Origin of the sequence: Pseudoxanthomonas daejeonensis (assembly GCF_010093205.1) — a bacterium.
Classification (GTDB): domain Bacteria; phylum Pseudomonadota; class Gammaproteobacteria; order Xanthomonadales; family Xanthomonadaceae; genus Pseudoxanthomonas; species Pseudoxanthomonas daejeonensis.
The window spans coordinates 20,472-37,545 of record NZ_PDWN01000014.1; the positions used below are offsets into that span (position 1 = coordinate 20,472).

Annotated in this window: 15 protein-coding genes; 8 read left to right on the forward strand and 7 right to left on the reverse strand. The window is 70.1% G+C overall.

The window, feature by feature from the left end:
- Window positions 1–81: 81 nt before the first annotated feature.
- Both yczE and dapA read right to left on the reverse strand, forming a co-directional pair.
- Window positions 82–756: a membrane protein YczE gene (gene yczE, locus CSC65_RS13455; protein ID WP_162411095.1), complete on the reverse strand. Its 675-nt coding sequence runs from the start codon at window positions 754–756 to the stop codon at window positions 82–84.
- 22 nt (window positions 757–778) lie between these two features.
- On the reverse strand, window positions 779–1,681 hold the full coding sequence (gene dapA / locus CSC65_RS13460) for a 4-hydroxy-tetrahydrodipicolinate synthase (RefSeq protein ID WP_162411096.1): 903 nt from the start codon (window positions 1,679–1,681) through the stop codon (window positions 779–781).
- A 263-nt stretch (window positions 1,682–1,944) separates the two neighbouring features.
- On the opposite strand from dapA, the gene CSC65_RS13465 reads away from it, so the two are divergent.
- Together CSC65_RS13465 and CSC65_RS13470 are read left to right on the forward strand one after the other, a co-directional pair.
- The gene (locus CSC65_RS13465; RefSeq protein WP_162411097.1) at window positions 1,945–2,640 is read left to right on the forward strand and encodes a CHAD domain-containing protein; all 696 of its coding nucleotides are present in this window, start codon (window positions 1,945–1,947) and stop codon (window positions 2,638–2,640) included.
- Between the two features lie 359 nt (window positions 2,641–2,999).
- Window positions 3,000–4,343, forward strand: coding sequence for a tyrosine/phenylalanine carboxypeptidase domain-containing protein (locus tag CSC65_RS13470; protein ID WP_162411098.1), 1,344 nt, complete (start codon window positions 3,000–3,002; stop codon window positions 4,341–4,343).
- Window positions 4,344–4,382: 39 nt separating this feature from the next.
- Here the strand turns inward: CSC65_RS13470 and CSC65_RS13475 are convergent, their stop codons facing one another.
- Window positions 4,383–5,885 carry an aldehyde dehydrogenase gene (locus tag CSC65_RS13475; RefSeq protein WP_162411099.1) on the reverse strand — a complete coding sequence of 501 codons (1,503 nt, stop codon included), beginning with the start codon at window positions 5,883–5,885 and terminating at the stop codon, window positions 4,383–4,385.
- A 244-nt stretch (window positions 5,886–6,129) separates the two neighbouring features.
- Window positions 6,130–6,678, reverse strand: coding sequence for a cupin domain-containing protein (locus tag CSC65_RS13480; protein WP_162411100.1), 549 nt, complete (start codon window positions 6,676–6,678; stop codon window positions 6,130–6,132).
- Between the two features lie 230 nt (window positions 6,679–6,908).
- Between CSC65_RS13480 and aptA the strand changes: the two genes are divergently transcribed.
- From aptA to CSC65_RS13510, 6 genes are all read left to right on the forward strand, one after another.
- Complete coding sequence (gene aptA, locus CSC65_RS13485) at window positions 6,909–8,195, forward strand: omega-aminotransferase AptA (protein ID WP_202922889.1); 1,287 nt, start codon at window positions 6,909–6,911, stop codon at window positions 8,193–8,195.
- Between the two features lie 231 nt (window positions 8,196–8,426).
- Window positions 8,427–9,545 carry an alanine dehydrogenase gene (gene ald / locus CSC65_RS13490; protein WP_162411102.1) on the forward strand — a complete coding sequence of 373 codons (1,119 nt, stop codon included), beginning with the start codon at window positions 8,427–8,429 and terminating at the stop codon, window positions 9,543–9,545.
- 381 nt (window positions 9,546–9,926) lie between these two features.
- Complete coding sequence (locus CSC65_RS13495; RefSeq protein WP_425501369.1) at window positions 9,927–11,219, forward strand: DUF445 domain-containing protein; 1,293 nt, start codon at window positions 9,927–9,929, stop codon at window positions 11,217–11,219.
- 313 nt (window positions 11,220–11,532) lie between these two features.
- Window positions 11,533–11,901: a response regulator gene (locus CSC65_RS13500; RefSeq protein ID WP_162411103.1), complete on the forward strand. Its 369-nt coding sequence runs from the start codon at window positions 11,533–11,535 to the stop codon at window positions 11,899–11,901.
- 39 nt (window positions 11,902–11,940) lie between these two features.
- On the forward strand, window positions 11,941–12,789 hold the full coding sequence (locus CSC65_RS13505) for a cyclic di-GMP-binding domain-containing protein, MshE-related (RefSeq protein ID WP_162411104.1): 849 nt from the start codon (window positions 11,941–11,943) through the stop codon (window positions 12,787–12,789).
- Between the two features lie 81 nt (window positions 12,790–12,870).
- Entirely contained in the window at window positions 12,871–13,656 is a 786-nt protein-coding gene (locus tag CSC65_RS13510) for an EAL domain-containing protein (protein ID WP_162411105.1), read from the forward strand.
- A 36-nt stretch (window positions 13,657–13,692) separates the two neighbouring features.
- Here CSC65_RS13510 and rlmKL read toward each other — a convergent pair whose 3' ends face one another.
- From rlmKL to CSC65_RS13525, 3 genes are all read right to left on the reverse strand, one after another.
- On the reverse strand, window positions 13,693–15,948 hold the full coding sequence (gene rlmKL / locus CSC65_RS13515; RefSeq protein WP_162411106.1) for a bifunctional 23S rRNA (guanine(2069)-N(7))-methyltransferase RlmK/23S rRNA (guanine(2445)-N(2))-methyltransferase RlmL: 2,256 nt from the start codon (window positions 15,946–15,948) through the stop codon (window positions 13,693–13,695).
- Window positions 15,949–16,038: 90 nt separating this feature from the next.
- Complete coding sequence (locus tag CSC65_RS13520) at window positions 16,039–16,569, reverse strand: alpha/beta hydrolase (RefSeq protein ID WP_162411107.1); 531 nt, start codon at window positions 16,567–16,569, stop codon at window positions 16,039–16,041.
- A complete protein-coding gene (locus CSC65_RS13525; RefSeq protein ID WP_238390403.1) occupies window positions 16,566–17,072 on the reverse strand; it encodes an MOSC domain-containing protein in 507 nt (168 codons plus the stop codon). Before CSC65_RS13525 ends, CSC65_RS13520 begins: the two co-directional genes overlap by 4 nt.
- Between the last annotated feature and the right edge of the window lie 2 nt (window positions 17,073–17,074).

The window sequence follows — 17,074 nt, forward strand, 5'->3', positions numbered from 1 at the left end:
CCCCGTCGCGCCGAGTCTATCCGTGCCGGCCATGCCGATGTTGCGGGCGGGCACGCCGTCCGTTGGCAAGGCAACGCGAGGTCAGCCTGCGTCGCCCCGCGCAGCGTCGGTGGCCGGCGGCTCCAGGCGCACCACCAGCCCGCGCAGGAACCACTGGGTCAGCGGGCCGACGCCGAACGCGAACACCACCGTGCCCACGCCCACCGTGCCGCCCAGCAGCACGCCGACCGCCAGCACGCCCAGTTCGATCAGCGTGCGCACGCGCCGCAGTGGCCAGCCGCTGCGGCGCGTCAGCCCGGTCATCAGTCCATCGCGTGGTCCCGGCCCCAGCTGCGCGCCGATGTACAGGGCGGTGGCGAAGGCGCAGGCGACCACGCCGGCGAGCATGAACAGCGTGCGCAGCCACAGGTCGCCAGGCGTCGGCAGCAGGGCCAGGTTGATGTCGGCGAACGGCCCCAGCAGGAGCGAGTTGGCCACCGTGCCCAGGCCGGGCATCTGCCGTAACGGGATCCAGGCCAGCAGCACGACCACCGAGGTGATCACCATGACCGTGCCGAACGACAGCGGCACCCGTCCGGACACGCCCAGGTGGAATACGTCCCACGGCGCCGCCCCCAGCCCGCCCTCGATCATCAGTGCCGCGGCCAGGCCATAACACCACAGGCCGGCCAGCAGGCGCAGCACGCGCTCGGGCAGGCGCCCGGCGCGCAGCTGTTCCATCGGCCCGAGGTTGAGCAGGCCTGCCGGCCGCGTCATGGACCGCACCTTCGAAGGCCGCTCACGAATCCAGTAGCCCCGCTTCGCGCAGTGCGGCCTCAACCGGCGCCTGGTTGCGCGGCTCCAGCTCGGTCATCGGCAGGCGCAGCGTGCCACCGCAGCGTCCCAGGCGGGCCATCGCCCACTTCACCGGGATCGGATTGGCCTCGACGAACAGCTGCCGGTGCACCGGCAGCAGGCGCCGCTGGATCGACATCGCGGTCGCCACGTCGCCGGCCAACGCAGCGGCGCACAGCTCGCGCATCAGGCGCGGCGCCACGTTGGCGGTGACGCTGACGTTGCCATGGCCGCCGCAGAGCATCAGTGCCACGGCGGTGGCATCGTCGCCGGAGTAGATCGCGAATCCTTCCGGCGCCTCGCGGACCAGCCACTGCGCACGTTCAAGGTTGCCGGTGGCTTCCTTGATGCCGACGATGCCCGGGACCTGCGCCAGCCGCAGCACCGTGTCGTGCTGCAGGTCGGCCACGGTCCGGCCCGGCACGTTGTAGAGCACGATCGGCAGGTCGCCCGTCGCCTCGGCGATCGCCTTGAAATGGCGGTACTGCCCTTCCTGCCCCGGCTTGTTGTAGTACGGCACCACCTGCAGCTGGCTGTCGGCACCGACCTCGCGCGCGAACCTCGCCAGCGCGATCGCTTCGGCGGTGGAATTGCCGCCGCAGCCGGCCATCACCGGCACGCGCCCGGCCGCCTGTTCGACGGCGACCTTGATGATCTCGCAGTGCTCGGCCACGTCCACCGTCGGCGATTCGCCGGTGGTGCCGACCACGCCGATGCAATCGGTGCCCTCGGCCACGTGCCAGTCGACCAGTTTCCGCAGCGCGGCGTAATCGACGCTGCCGTCCTCGAGCATGGGGGTGATGAGGGCGACGATGCTGCCGCGCAGGGGCGTGGACGATGCGGTCATGCGGAGAAGGGCCTGCCGTGTGGGAGCGTCGATTCTAATCGGGCGGACGATCGAGGAAGCAGCGGGAACGCAGGCGCGTGCGCAGCGCGGAGCGGTTGCCGCAGCAACCAACCGCGCGCGACGTCCGGCTGCGCCGGTCCCGGCCCGGTTGCAGCCGGCGGCGGGGGGAGTAGCATCGCCGGCCGGACCGTTCGCACGGGTCATGTATGCCTTCCGCCTCCCATGGAAGCAGGCTGGGCCGACTGCTGCAGCACGAATGCAAGGTGGCCGCCCAGACACTGGCGGAGACCGGCGACGTGCACGCACGCGTGCATGCGGCGCGCAAGGCGATCCGCCGCGCGCGCTCGCTGATCGCCCTGGTCGAAGCGGAGCTCGACGTCGAGGCGGCCGACCGGGCCCTGCGCCGCGTGTGCGAAAGCCTGGGGTCGCTGCGCGACGCGCGGGCGATCGCGCTTGCCGCGGGCACGCAGGGCCGCAAATCCCGGGACAACCGCTGGAAACAGGCCAGCGACGCCCTGGAACAGCGTGCCGACCGCCTGGCCCGACGCGAGCAGTCCGCCGATCCCGGCTTCGCGAAACGGCGGCGCGCGCTCGCGCGTGCGGCACGCCTGCTGCAGGCGTTGCCGTGGGACGCGCTGGCCAGGCCGGGTATCCGTGCCGGGCTGGTGCGCCAGACCCGGCGCGTGGAAAAGGCGGCACGCCGGGCAAAGGCCACCGCCACCCCGGAGGACCTGCATCGCTGGCGTCGCCGTACGCGCCGCCTGCGCATGCAGATCGATGCCCTCGCCGGACTCAGGCTCGACATCATCGGCCAGGACACGACCGCATCCACGCGCCTGCACAGGCTGAGCGATGCCCTGGGCGAACACCAGGACCGGACGCTGCTGGCGGCCACGTTGCGGCGGATGCGCGCGCTGGAGCACCGGCGGGCCCTGCTGGAGCAGCTGGAGCGCAGCTAGTGGTTGCGCTGTCCGGTGAAGCTGCCTGCGCGGGGCGCGCCCGCAGCGCGTGCGCGTGCCCAGCCTCGCGCCGCCAGCGCCAGCGCGACCGCATCCGCACCTGCGGCGGAATGCAGCGCAGCGGACACATCGCGTGCAGCACGCAGGATCGCTTCGGCCACGTCATCCGCATGGGGATTACCTACGGCTGGAATGCGCACGCCCGCCGGCGTTGGGCCAAGGACCCATTGAACCTCCCAGGCCGGCGCGCAACGCTAAGGTGGCAAGTGGCACGCCCGCGGCCCGCTGTGCCGTTCCACGTTCTGCAGCGCTCCGGCGCCGGTCGCATCCGTTCTTGACGCCTACGGGAAGGGAACCTCATGCGCGCCCTCGATCCAGGCACCGCGAATCCCGCCCGTGCGGACCCCGCCCTTTCGCCGCTGCTGGAATTCGACGCGCGGATCGCCAAGATCGGCAGCAGGATCCGCGTGCTGTCGGGGCTGGCGTGGCCGGTCGCGATGGAGGCGCGCTTCCTCGAACGCTGGCGCGCCGGCAGCCCGGAAATGCCCGCGCCCCCCACCCAGCCGGTCGACCATGCCGCGACCATCGAGGCGCTCGATGGCATCCTGCCCCGGCTCGACCGCGGCCATCCGATCGGCGACTGGCTGTACAAGACCGCGTGGAGCTACCGCGTCGCCGCGCTCATGCTTTCCAGCGTGGGCACGCCCCGGTTCACGGAGTGCTCGGCGCTGCTCTACGGGCATCCGGCCACGCACTACCGTTCACAGGACGCGACCACCACCCAGTCCGCCGCGAAGATGCTGGAGATAACCGACCAGCTGATCGATTCGCGCTTCGTTCCCGACGTGCCGTACGACATCCCCGCACCCGACTTCGCCGCGCGCCTGCGCGAGCGGATCGATCCGTTCTTCACCGACGATCCGGTGCAGGTCGTGCTCGACCCCGAGCTCGCTTCCAAGGCGGCGGCGGGCAGCAAGGTCATCCGCATCCGCGCCGATGCGATGTTCTCCGACCTGGACCTGGACCAGCTGGTCGAGCACGAGGCGTTCATCCACTCGGCGACGATGCTCAACGGCAAGCACCAGCCGTGGCTGCGCTGCCTGGGCACCGGCGCACCGCGCACCACGCGCACGCAGGAAGGCCTCGCCACGTTCTCCGAGATCATCACCGGCGCCATGGACATCAACCGCCTGCGGCGCCTGGCGCTGCGCGTCCTGCGCCTGCAGGAAGCGCTCGCCGGCGCCGACTTCATCGAAGTCTTCCGCGCGTTCCTCGCCGCCGGGCAATCGGAGGCGGACAGCTACCGCAGCGCTGCGCGCATCTTCCGCGGTGGCGATGTCCGCGGGCGCGTCTGCTTCACCAAGGATGGCGCCTACCTCGAAGGCCTGCTGCTGGTGACCGCCTTCGTCAAGCGCGCCCTGCACGAGAACCGCGGCGACACCCTGCGCCTGCTGTTCTGCGGACGCGTCACCCTGGGCGACCTGGTGACCCTGGCCACGTTCCGCGACAGCGGCCTGGTCGCCGCGCCGCGCTACGTGCCGCCGTGGGCGCGGCATCCCGAACGCGTGCTGGCCACGCTGGCGTTCTCCACCGCGGCGCAGTCGCTGCGCCTGGATTCCTTCTCGCTGCAGCGGTTCACCGAGTACGAGGACGAGATCATGGCCGAAGCGCCATGGAGCGGCCCGGAGTCGGCGTCGCCTTGATGATCGTCACGAAGCGACGGGCCTTGCAGGCAGCCTCCGTCAGCCGCCCAGGTTGATCCAGGTCGCCTTCATCTCGGTGTACTTGTCGAAGGCATGCAGCGACTTGTCGCGGCCGTTGCCTGACTGCTTGTAGCCACCGAAGGGCGCGGTCATGTCGCCGCCGTCCCAGTAGTTGACCCAGACGCTGCCGGCACGCAGGCCGCGGGCCATGCGATGGGCGCGCGACAGGTTCGCCGTCCACACGCCCGCGGCCAGGCCGTACTCGGTGTCGTTGGCGATGCGCAGGGCCTGGGCCTCGTCGTCGAACGGGATCACCGCCAGCACCGGGCCGAAGATCTCCTCGCGGGAGATCGCATGGTCCGGGCGCACGTCGTCGAACACGGTCGGCTCGACATAGCAGCCGCCTTCCACGGTCTGCAGGCGATTGCCGCCCAGCGCCAGGCGCGCACCCTCGGCCTGGCCCTTGGCGATGTAGTCGAGCACGCGCCGGGTCTGCCCTTCGTCGACCATCGCACCCATCGGCGCGCCGGGTTCCAGCGGGTGGCGCGGCTGCATCTTCCGGCCCGCCTCCACCACGCGGGCGACGAACTCTTCCTGGATGCTCCGCTCCACCAGCAGGCGCGAAGCGGCGGTGCAGACCTCGCCCTGGTTGTAGAAGATGCCCGACGCCGCGGCCTCGGCCGCCTTGCCCAGGTCCGGCGCATCGGCGAACACGACATTCGGGCTCTTGCCGCCGCATTCCATGTAGGCGCGCTTCATGTTGGACAGGCCGGCGCACTGCAGCAGCCGCTTGCCCACCGCGGTCGATCCGGTGAAGACCAGGCCGTCCACGTCCATGTGCAAGGCCAGCGGTTCGCCGGCCTCCTTGCCGAAGCCGGGCACCACGTTGAACACGCCATCGGGGATGCCGGCTTCTGCCACGAGTTCGGCCAGGCGCAGCACGCTCAGCGGCGACTTCTCCGAAGGCTTGATCACGACCGAATTGCCCATGGCAAGCGCCGGCGCCAGCTTCCACGCGGCCATCAGCAAAGGGAAATTCCAGGGAACAATCGCCCCGACCACGCCCAACGGCTCGCGGGTGATGAGGCCCAACTCGTCGTGACCGGTGGGCGCCACTTCGCCATACACCTTGTCCAGCGCCTCGGCGGTCCAGCCGAAGCAGCGGATCGTGGCGGCGATGTCCACGTTGCGCGCATCGTCGATGGGCTTGCCCATGTCCAGCGATTCCAGCAGCGCCAGCTCGTCGGCATGCCGCTCGATCAGCGCCACGAGTGCCTGCAGGGTCTTCTTGCGCTTCACCGGCCGGGCCTGCGACCAGCCACCGGCCTCGAAGCTGCGCCGCGCCGCGCGCACCGCGCGGTCGATGTCGGCTTCACTGCCCGACGCGATCTTGCCCAGCACCCGGCCATCGATGGGGCTGACGCAATCGAACGTCCTGCCGTCGGCGGCATCGACATACCTGCCGTCGATGAAAGCCTGCGTGCGCAGGACCAGGCCATCGGCCATGGCCTGCCAGTCGGCGCGGGTGCGGGGGTTGCTCATTGGAATCTCCAGATCGTCAGCGATCGTGTCCGCGCAAGCGGAAACCGTGTGCCTTATCCAGCGGCCTCGCCACGCACCCGCGATCCGGTGCGAGGCCTGCCGACGGCAAGTAAAGGAGGAGGCCGCGGCCGCAGGCCGGAGCCGGGGGACATGGACGTCGGCAGGCCTCGCGCCGGATCGCCGCCAGCCGCCCATCCCCGCGCTGGAAGCGCCCGAGGACCACAAAGGGCCGAACTGCAGTCCATCAGAACGTCGCCGGCGTATTCGCACTGACGATCACCGCCTCGGTGTCGCCCACGTTGCGGAAGCGGTGCGGGACCTTGCTCTCGAAGTAGTACGCCTCGCCCGGTCCGAGCACGCGCACCTGCGCGCCAACGGTGACTTCCACCTGGCCGGAAACGATCACCCCACCCTCCTCGCCTTCGTGCTCGATCATCGACTCGCCGGTGTCGGTGCCCGGCGGCATCACCTCGCGCAGGATGCACATCTGCCGCTGCGGGCGGTGCTGGCCGACCAGGTAATAGTGGATGTCGTTGTTGCCCACGTCCGGCAACTCGTCGGCGGCGTAGAACGGCTGCTCCGGCGGCCCCGGATCCAGGTCCAGGGTGAAGAAATCGGCCAGCGAGATCGGCAGCCCGTCGAGCACCTTCTTCAAAGAGCTGACCGACGGACTGACCTTGTTCTGCTCGATCAGCGAAATGGTGCTGTTGGTCACGCCCACCCGGCGGGCCAGCTCGCGCTGGCTCAGGCCGCGGGCCGTGCGTACCCGCTGCAGGCGTGCACCGATGTCCATGCGTCTGTCGCTCCCGCCGGCCACTGGCCGGACGTGTTGCGGATACTTTACATACCGCCCCGTGCAGGTCAATTTTTGGCGTAGACTCGGCCGCAGCGTTGAATTTATCGAACGGCGCCCGCGGCGCCCCGTCCCCCGATGGAGCCTGCCCCATGAGTCGCGACGACGACGCCATCCGCACCGCCCTGGCCGACCACTACGCCGCGCAGAACCAGGCCGCGCCGGCGGCCATGGATGCGTTCTGGATGCCGTTCACCGCCAACCGCCAGTTCCGCCAGACCCCGCGCCTGCTGGCCAGCGCCGAAGGCATGTACTACCGCGACGTGGAGGGCCGGCAGATCCTCGACGGCACCGCCGGCCTGTGGTGCTGCAACGCCGGCCATGCCCGGCCGCGGATCGTGGAAGCGGTGGCCCGCCAGGTCGCGACGCTCGACTTTGCGCCGAACTTCCAGATGGGCTCGCCTTTGCCGTTCGTACTCGCCGAGCGACTGAGGGCGATCGCGCCGCGACCGCTGGACCATGTGTTCTATACCAACTCCGGATCGGAGTCGGTCGACACCGCGCTGAAGATCGCCATCGCCTACCACCGCGCCCGCGGCGAAGGCCAGCGCATCCGCCTGATCGGCCGCGAGAAGGCCTACCACGGGGTCGGCTTCGGCGGTATTTCGGTGGGCGGCCTGCCCAACAACCGCAAGTGGTTCGGCCCCGGCCTGCCCGGCGTGGACCACCTGCGCCACACCCTGGACATCGAGCGCAACGCGTTCTCGCGCGGCCTGCCACAGCACGGCATCGAACTGGCCGAGGACCTCGAGCGGCTGGTGCAGCTGCACGATGCCAGCACCATTGCTGCGGTGATCATCGAGCCGATCTCCGGATCGGCCGGCGTGGTCCTGCCGCCACCGGGCTACCTGCAGCGCATCCGCGAGATCTGCACCAGGCACGGCATCCTGCTGATCTTCGACGAAGTCATCACCGGCTTCGGCCGCGTCGGCGAGGCCTTCGCCGCGCAGCGCTTCGGGGTGACGCCCGACATGATGACCGTCGCCAAGGGCCTGACCTCCGGCTGCGTGCCGATGGGCGCGGTGTTCGCGTCGACCGGGATCCACGATGCCTTCATGCAGGGGCCGGACAACGCGATCGACCTGTTCCACGGCTACACCTACACCGGCCATCCGCTGGCCTGCGCCGCGGCACTGGCCACGCTGGACACCTACGAGGAGGAAGGCCTGTTCCAGCGTGCCGTGGAGCTGGAGCAGTACTGGCAGGACGGCCTGCATGCCTTGCGCGGCCCGAACGTGGTCGACATCCGCAACTACGGCCTGATCGGCGCGGTCGAACTGGCGCCGCAGGGCGCACCGGGCACGCGCGGCTACCAGGTGCTGGAGCGCGCGTTCCGCAAGGGCCTGCTGGTGCGCGTGACCGGCGACACGGTCGCGCTGTCGCCGCCGCTGATCGTGGAACGACGCCACATCGACGACATGTTCTCCATGCTCGGCGAGGTCCTGTCGGAGGTATGAGGCGGTGCGCGGCCAGGCAAGCCTGGCCGGATCGCTGGAATCCAGCTGTTGTAGGAGCGGACTTCAGGCCGCGAAGCCTGCGCCCTCGGCCCAGGCGACGCCTTCGCTACTGCAGCGTCTTCGGCTTCGCGGCCTGAAGTCCGCTCCTACAGAAAAAACGCGGCACAGCCAGCAGCACACCAAACAACAGACGACAACGCCCCCGCGCCTCGCACTCCACGGAGATCCACCATGCTGATCGGCGTCCCGAAGGAAATCAAAAACCACGAGTACCGCGTCGGCCTTACCCCCAGTGGCGCACGCGAACTTTCTTCGCGCGGCCACCAGGTGCTGGTCGAGCGCGATGCCGGCGCCGGCATCGGCCTGGCCAACGAGGCCTACGAGGCCGCGGGCGCGCAGATCGTCGACAGCGCTGCCGAGGTCTATGGCCGCGCGGAGATGGTCATCAAGGTCAAGGAGCCGCAGCCGGCCGAGTGCGCAATGCTGCGGCCGGGCCAGGTGCTCTACACCTACCTGCACCTGGCCCCGGACCCGGAGCAGACCGCGGCGCTGCTCGCCTCCGGCTGCACGGCCATCGCCTACGAGACCGTCACCGACGATCGCGGCGGTCTGCCCCTGTTGGCGCCGATGAGCGAGGTCGCCGGGCGCATGTCGATCCAGGCCGGCGCGCACGCACTGGAGAAAGCGCAGGGCGGCTCCGGCATCCTGCTCGGCGGCGTGCCGGGGGTGAAGCCCGCCGAAGTGCTGGTGATCGGCGCCGGTACGGTCGGCATCAACGCGGCACGGATGGCGATGGGCCTGGGCGCGCACGTCACCGTCCTGGACCGCTCGCTGGACCGGTTGAAGTACATCGACGAACTCTATGGCGACCGGCTGACCACGATCTACTCGACCCGCGACGCGATCGAGGATCGCCTGCCCTACACCGACCTGGTGATCGGCGCGGTGCTGATCCCCGGCGCGGCCGCGCCCAAGCTGCTTTCGCGCAACCATCTCAAGCTGATGCGGCCCGGATCGGTGCTGGTGGACGTGGCGATCGACCAGGGCGGCTGCTTCGAGACCAGCCGCGCGACGACCCACCAGGAACCGACCTACGAGATCGACGGGATCATCCACTACTGCGTGGCCAACATGCCCGGCGGCGTGGCCCGCACGTCCACCTTCGCCCTGACCAACGCGACCCTGCCGCATGCGCTGGCACTGGCAGGCAAGGGCGTGGTGCAGGCCCTGCTGGACGACGTGAACCTGCGCAACGGATTGAACGTGCACGCGGGCAAGCTGACCTACCGCGCGGTGGCCGATGCGCTCAACCTGCCCTTCACTCCGGTCGCCGAGGCGCTGTCGCTGTAGGAGGGGGCTTCGGGCTGCGAAGCCCGTGCCGTCGGATGCACGGCGTCGTCGGTGTCGCGGTCATGCCCGCTCCTACAAGGGCGAAGCCTTCCACGGGCGTCGGTAGTTGGGCGGCAGTCGATCTCCTGTAGGAGCGGACTTCAGGCCGCGAAGCCGACGCCGTCCGGATCGCGATGACTTTGGAATCGCGACGCCCCCGGTTTCGCGGCCATGCACGCTCCTGAAAAGGCTGCCCTTCCGGGTTGGCACCCGCAGCGACGTTCGGCTTCTGTGTAGGAGCGGAGTTCAGGCCGCGAAGCCGACGCCGTCGGAATCGCGTCGATGGGGCGTGCACGCACGGGCCGCTACACTGCATCGCGTCTCCCTCCCTGACGTGCACGCATGATCGACGACCCGCGCCGCGCGCAGTTGCGCCGCATGAAAGCCATCGCCCTGGCGATGCTGCTGGCGATGCTGGCCGGCTTCGTGCTGAGCCATGTCATGGGTAACCAGGGCGTGTGGGCGTGGGTGTCGGCGTTCTGCGAAGCGGCCACGGTCGGCGCGCTGGCCGACTGGTTCGCGGTGGTGGCGCTGTTCCGCCATCCGCTGGGCCTGCCGATCCCGCACACGGCGATCATCCCGCGCAGCAAGGCACGCATCGCCGACAGCCTGGCCGCCTTCGTGCGCGACCATTTCCTCGAACCGAAGACGCTGCTGGCCAAGCTCGAAGTGTTCGATCCGGCGGCGAAACTCGGCGAATGGCTGGGGCGCCCGGAGCAGTCGCAACGCCTGGCCCAGCTGGCCCGCGGCTGGGCTTTGCAGGCGCTGGACCTGCTCGACGAGCGCGCGGTGCGCGAGGCGATCCAGGGCTTCGTCATCGCCCGCCTGCGCAACTGGAACGCGGCCGCCAGCGCCGGCGACGTGCTCGGCCTGCTGACCGCCGACGGCCGCCATCAGGTACTGCTCGACGAAGCGCTGCGCCGGCTCGGCACCTACCTCGACGACGAATCGGTGAAGCAGCGCGCTTCCGAACTGCTGGTCAAACATGCGCGCAAGGAATGGCCGCGACTGGTCGGCACGGTGGATTTCGTCAAACCGGTGGAAGGCATCGCCGACAACCTCGCCGACCGCATCGCCCGGGCCTTGCTCGACGAGCTCAACGAAATCCTGTCGCAGCCGCAGCACCCGCTGCGCCGTGACTACGAGCGCTGGCTGCAGGGCTACGTGCGCAGGCTGCGTCGCGATCCGGCACTCGCGGAGAAGGTCGAGGCGATCAAGCAGAAGCTGATCGAGCACGAGAGCGTGCAGGACTACGTGCGCGGCCTGTGGGACCAGATCCACGCCAGCCTGCGCACCGACCTGGAACGCGAGGACGGCGTCCTGGCGCGCCACCTGCAGCATTCCCTGGGCGGACTGGGCCAGGCGCTGGAACGCGACCCTGCATTGCGCGAGGCGATCAACCAGCACGTGATGGGCGGCGCGGAAAAACTCGCGCTGCGCCTGCGCGGCGGCGTCACCGACTACATCGCCCAGACGGTCAAGGCCTGGGACGAGCGCCACCTGGTCGAGCAGCTGGAACTGAGCGTGGGTCGCGACCTGCAGTACATCCGCTTCAACGGCACCCTGGTCGGCGGCCTGATCGGGCTGCTGCTGCATGCGGTGATCGTCTTCCTGGATCGCAGCCCGCCACTTTAGGCGCAGATGGCACGGGGCGTGCCTGTTGCAGGAGCGGGCACGACCGCGACACCGAAGGCGCCGCGATTCCGATGTCGATGGGATTGCGAGGACGCGAGTCTGGAAGGTGATACCACCCGGATCGAAGAGCCTGGCCAGAACCCGTCCGGCCCGGGCAACGCTCTCGCGATTCCACCGGCGTCGGTGTCGCGGTCATGCCCGCTCCTACGAAGTCCTGCGGCGCGTACGGTTGCGCCCCCTAAAGAACCTCACCCCCCGGCCGCTATCCCACAACGGGCCGCTCATGCGGTCGCCTTCCAACAGGGGAAACGACATGACCGCACGACCGACCGTGCTGCTTTGCGACGATTCGCGCGCCTTGCGCATGCTTGCGGCCGGCCAGCTGGAAGAAGCGGGTTTCCAGGTGGCGGGCGAAGCCGGGAACGGCCACGATGCGGTCAGCCAGTACCAGGCGCTGAAGCCGGACCTGGTGTTGCTGGACCTGGTCATGCCCGAATGCGACGGCCGCCAGGCGCTGGCGAAGATCCTCGAGCTGGATCCGCAGGCGAAGGTGGTGATCCTCAGTTCGCTGGGCGCGCAGAGCGACATCGAGGAGTGCCTGCGCCTGGGCGCACGCTCCTACCTGCAGAAGCCCATCGACCCCGATGCGATGGAGCGTGTCCTTCGCGACGCGCTCGCCTGACCAGCGGCTATCATCCGGACAATCGCAGAGGGGCATCGAATGGCTGTCAAATTCCTGGGCCAGTTCCTGATGGAGCGTGGCGTGATCACGCCCCAGCAGCTGCTGGCGGCAACCGAGGCGCAGCGCGCTTCCAACCCTTTGCTGGGCGAACTGGCCGTGCGCCAGGGCCTGCTCACCGAGGCACAGGCACGGCGCATCAACGATCGCCAGCGCGCGGATGATCGTCGCTTCGGCGACATCGCCCTGGAGCTGGGGCTGCTGGAACCGGCCCAGGTCGAAGTCCTGCTGGCCGCGCAGAAGGCCGGGCGCAAGCTGTTCGGCCAGGTGCTGGTGGAACAGGGCGTCGTCGATGCGGCAACCCTCGAGTCGGAACTGGCGGTGCACCGCGCCGACCAGGACGCCGCGAACCATGCCCTTGCCGTGGGCGTGGCCGACCACGCCCTGGCCGACTTCGCCAATGGCGCCATCGCCCTGTGCGGACGCCTGTTCCCGCGCATGCTCGACAGCCAGTGCCAGCCCGCCGGCCTGCTCGATCCCGGGCAGCTGGCTGCCTATCCACACGTGGCGCATGTGCGCATCGACGGCGAGCAGCCGCTGTTCATCGGCATGGCCTGCGACCTGTCCACGATGCGCGCGATGGTCTGCGCATTCCTGAAGATCGGACCCGAGCGTTGCGATGACGCGCTCGCGCTGGACGGGCTGGGCGAAGTGGTCAACGTGCTGATGGGCTACGTGGTTCGCAACGTGCTGCCCGACGACGTGCAGTACCGCGCGTTCCCACCCGACCTGGCCACGCCGGCCGCGCAGCTCGTCGCAGACCGCGATCGCAGCCTGGCCCTGCAGATGAACTCCCAGATCGGGCCGTTCGTGCTGCTGATCGGCGACTGAGGCCCCCTGCCCGCAGCCCCGGACGGGGCGCCGCGCCACCGCCGGACCCCTGCTATTCTGGGTCCGGCAGCAGGAGGCGCCATGATCACTCCGGAAGACATCCAGGCAGGCCTGGAACGCGGGGAGTTCTTCCTCCAGTACCAGCCGATCGTCTCGCTGGCCGATGGACGATGCGTCGGCTGCGAGGCGCTGCTTCGCTGGAAGCGGCTGGGTCGGATGGTCGGCCCGCGCGACTTCATTCCGCTGGCCGAGGAAAGCGCGCTGGGCGGCCTGCTGACTTACCACGCGATCGAGACGGCCGCCCGCGAACTGGGGCCGTGGCTGCTGGAACGCCCGCATGTGTTCATCGGCATCAACGTGCCACCGGCGCTGCTGGGCCGGGGCGGCATCGAGTACGCAGCGATGAAGACCGGCTACCAACAGACCCTGCGCGAGCAGCTGGTGCTGGAAGTCACCGAGCGCGGCATTCCCGATGGCATGGGCATGGCCGAGATGGAGGAAGCCGCGCGCAGCGGCGTGCGCTTCGCCCTGGACGACGTGATGCTGGACAGCGCCAACCTGGCGATCCTGGCGCGCTGCAAGTTCCACATCATCAAGATCGATCGCACGCGGGTCGCCGGCATCGCGCCCGGGCAGCCTCGGCCGGAATGGCTCGAAGGCCTCGCCGCCCTGCTGGCGACCACCAACCTGCAGGTGATCGCCGAGGGCGTTGAAACGCCGGAGCAGGCCCAGGTCCTGCGCGACGCCGGCATCCCGATGGCGCAGGGATTCCTGTACGGGCAGCCGCTGGCCGCGCGCGCGCTGCAGGCCTTCCATGCCTGGCACGAGCCCGGCGGCCACGGCGTGGAGCGCGCGACCGGGCCCTGATCTTTCGCGCCCCGTCCCCGGGCCGCCGTGGATCGATCAGGTCGCCGGGTGCTGCAGGCGCCAGGCACGATGGATGCGCGCGTTGCGCTCGAAGTCCGGCGGAATGGTCCGCGCGCTGATCTCCTCGCATTGCGCGAACTGCGCCACGGCCGCTTCGTCCAGGCGGAAGCGGCGGAAGTTGTTGGAGAAATACAGCACGCCATCGGGAACCAGCCGTGCCATCGCCGCCTGCAGCAGGCGCACGTGCTCGCGCTGGATGTCGAAGTCGTCGGCGCGCGCGGAGTTGGAGAACGTCGGCGGATCGCAGAAGATCACGTCGTAGCGGTGCCGCTCCGCGTCCAGCCAGGCAAGCACGTCGGCCTGGACCAGCCGGTGCTTCTCGCCGCCGATCCCATTCAACGCCAGGTTGTCGGCGCACCACTGCAGGTAGGTTGCCGACAGGTCGACGCTGGTGGTCGACGCGGCGCCGGCCACCGCGGCCTGCACGCTGGCCACGCCGGTGTAGCAGAACAGGTTGAGGAAGCGCTTGCCGCGCGCCTCGACGGCCATCTGCCGGCGCAAGGGGCGATGGTCCAGGAACAGGCCGCTGTCCAGGTAATCGAACAGGTTCACCCACAAGCGCGCGCCGTTCTCGCGAACGACCATGCGCTCACCCTGCTGCTGGTACTTCCCGTACTTGGAGCCACCCTTGCCGCGCTCGCGCGTCTTCAGTGCGACCCGCTCGGCGGGTACGGCGAAAAACTCGCGTGCGGCGGCGACCAGTTCGCCTCGGCGCCGGCGCACGTCGGCCTCGGGAATTTCGGCCGGCGGCGCGTATTCCTGCACGTGCAGGAACGTGCGCTGCTCGCCCCCGTCCTCGGCATAGACGTCGATCGCCGACGCGTACTCGGGGATGTCGGCGTCGTAGGCACGGAAGCAGGTCACGCCCTCGCCGCTGCGCCAGTTCTTCAGCTTGCGCAGGTTGCGCTGCAGCCGGTTGGCGACCATGCGCGCGCCTTCTGACAGTTCGCGCGGCACGACCTCGCGCTGCGGCGGGCGTACCGGGTCGCAGATGATCAGCGCGCACTCCAGCGCACCGTTGAACAGCTGGTATTTCTTCGCCGCACGCAGGCCCGTGGCGTGGGCAAGTTCGGCGTCGCCGCAGAGCAGGCTGGCGCGCCAGTCAGGCACTGCGCGCTGCAGGGCCTGGCCCAGGCGCCGGTACAGCGCGCCATCGGCCGCCAGGCGGCGGTCGTAGGGCGGATTGCACACGGCCAGGCCGCGCGCCGTTTCCAGGACAGGAAGCGCGTCGATGTCGCGCACCTGGAAATCGATCGCCACGGCCACGCCCGCCGCCTGTGCATTGGCACGCGCCGCGGCGATGGCCTGGGCGTCGATGTCGTTGCCATGGAACGCCGGGCGCAATGCGGCCAGGCCGGCCTGCGCACGCGTGCGCGCCTCGGCCACCAGGGCCGACCACGTGACGGTGTCGAAACCGGTCCAGCGCGTGGGCACGGGCGCATCTATCGCCGGGTCCGGGACCTGCGCCTCCGAGGAGGGAGCCACGTGCTCCATCGCCGCCTGCCACGGGCCGGCTGCGGTCCCGCTCGCCGCACCAGGCGCGGCTTCCTGCACCTTCGACATCCGCCCCAGGCCGGGCGCCATGTCGGCAGCGATCAGCGCGCCTTCGATCAGCAAAGTGCCGCTGCCGCACATCGGATCCAGCAGAGCGCCGCCTTCGGCGTAGATCGCCGGCCAGCCGCCACGCAGCAGCACGGCCGCGGCCAGGTTCTCCTTCAACGGCGCCTCGTGCTGCGACGCGCGCCAGCCGCGGCGATGCAGCGGACCGCCGCCCAGGTCCACCGACAGCGTCGCCCGGCCCTTGCGCAGCGACAGGTTCAGGCGCAGCCCGGGGGCGTCCACGTCCACCGACGGCCGCTCCAGGCCCTGCGCACGGAACACGTCGACCACCGCATCCTTGACCCGCTGCGCGGCGAAGCGCGCATGGGTGATCGCCTCGCCGGACACGTGCGCATCGACCGCGAGGGTGTCGCCCTCGCGCAGGTGCTCGTGCCAGGGCAGCCTGGAGGCGCCGTCGTACAGCGCCTGCTCGTCCGGGCAATCGAACTCGGCCAGCGGCCAGAGCACGCGGCTGGCCAGTCGCGACCACAGCACCGCGCGCTGCGCATCGGCCAGCGTGCCCTCGGGGTTGGCGCCGGCAATGGTGGCGGTGGCTTTTTCCGCACCCAGCGCGACCAGCTCGTCGGCCAGCAGGTATTCCAGGCCCTTGGCACAGGAGACGAAGAACTTCACGGCAGACCTCGAATGAAAACAGGGAACGCCGCGCGGGCCGGGCCCGGCGGCGGGAAAGCGGCGGCAGTGGCCGCCGCCATGTCGCAGCGGTTACAGGTCGCGCAGCAGTTCGGCGAATGCGCGTGCGGTCGCGTCGACATGCCCGGCCAGGCGGTGGCCGTCGTCGAGCAGCAGCAAACGCGCCGAACGCGCGCGCGCCCAGTCGATCACCTCGTTCGCCGGGATCAGCTCGTCGTGCCAGGCATGCACCACCGAGGTCGGCACGGGCGCGGCATCGAGCGCCGGCATCGGGCCCATCCGCAAGGGCGGCACCATCAGGAACAGCGCGCGGGTCGGCACCTGCAACGAAGCGATCGCCGAAACATAGGCGCCCAGGCTGGAGCCGCCCAGGACGACCGGACCTCCGCGCGCAACGGCTGCGCCGGCGATGTCGAGCAGGCGCTGCAGTCGGGCCGGGACGTCGCCTACGCGGCTGATGTCCTGGCGCGCATCCAGGTCGGTGAAATCCGGGCGCTCGGTGGTCCAGCCCAACTGTTCGGCGGCTTCGGCCAGCGCGGTCACCTTGGTCGCGTCCGGGCCGCTTTCGAAGCCATGCGACAGGATGCAGTGGCCGCGACTCACAGCGCCTGCACCGTGTCGCCCAGGCGCAGGGTGCCGCCCTCGACGATGCGTGCGCACAGGCCGCCGTGTCCGCGCATGGCGTTGAAGCCGCCCGCGCCCAGCGCCTCTTCCATGCGCGAGCACGGATCGCAGGATTCGGTGCCCTCGAGCACCAGCTCGCCGATGCGGAAGCGGCGCCCCTTCAGCGCTACCAGCGGGATGCCGGAAACGACCAGGTTGCGGCGCAGCGTGGCCGGGGCGACCTGCGCATGCCCGGACAGGGCCGCGATCACCGGCAGGTGCTCGGCCTGGATCAGGGTGATCCCGCGCTTGCCGCTGCCGCTCTTGTAGCGGTCGCCCGCCAACCCGGCGCCAGCCGTGGCCTCGACCGCGTCGACCTCGATCATCGCGGTTTCGCGGGCCGGCCGCAGGCCGATCCATTCCACGCGACCGCCTTGCGGCAGGGTCGCCATCAGTTTGCCGAGCGGGCTGTCCGGATCGGGGCGCGAAGAGAGTGCAGGCATGC

Excerpts from the sequence above, each read along its gene's own strand:
- yczE (WP_162411095.1), bottom strand. The coding sequence starts at position 756 with ATGACGCGGCCGGCAGGCCTGCTCAACCTCGGGCCGATGGAACAGCTG.
- dapA (WP_162411096.1), bottom strand. The coding sequence starts at position 1,681 with ATGACCGCATCGTCCACGCCCCTGCGCGGCAGCATCGTCGCCCTCATC.
- CSC65_RS13470 (WP_162411098.1), top strand. The coding sequence starts at position 3,000 with ATGCGCGCCCTCGATCCAGGCACCGCGAATCCCGCCCGTGCGGACCCC.
- CSC65_RS13475 (WP_162411099.1), bottom strand. The coding sequence starts at position 5,885 with ATGAGCAACCCCCGCACCCGCGCCGACTGGCAGGCCATGGCCGATGGC.
- CSC65_RS13480 (WP_162411100.1), bottom strand. The coding sequence starts at position 6,678 with ATGGACATCGGTGCACGCCTGCAGCGGGTACGCACGGCCCGCGGCCTG.
- aptA (WP_202922889.1), top strand. The coding sequence starts at position 6,909 with ATGGATGCGTTCTGGATGCCGTTCACCGCCAACCGCCAGTTCCGCCAG.
- ald (WP_162411102.1), top strand. The coding sequence starts at position 8,427 with ATGCTGATCGGCGTCCCGAAGGAAATCAAAAACCACGAGTACCGCGTC.
- CSC65_RS13495 (WP_425501369.1), top strand. The coding sequence starts at position 9,927 with ATGATCGACGACCCGCGCCGCGCGCAGTTGCGCCGCATGAAAGCCATC.
- CSC65_RS13500 (WP_162411103.1), top strand. The coding sequence starts at position 11,533 with ATGACCGCACGACCGACCGTGCTGCTTTGCGACGATTCGCGCGCCTTG.
- CSC65_RS13505 (WP_162411104.1), top strand. The coding sequence starts at position 11,941 with ATGGCTGTCAAATTCCTGGGCCAGTTCCTGATGGAGCGTGGCGTGATC.
- CSC65_RS13510 (WP_162411105.1), top strand. The coding sequence starts at position 12,871 with ATGATCACTCCGGAAGACATCCAGGCAGGCCTGGAACGCGGGGAGTTC.
- CSC65_RS13525 (WP_238390403.1), bottom strand. The coding sequence starts at position 17,072 with ATGCCTGCACTCTCTTCGCGCCCCGATCCGGACAGCCCGCTCGGCAAA.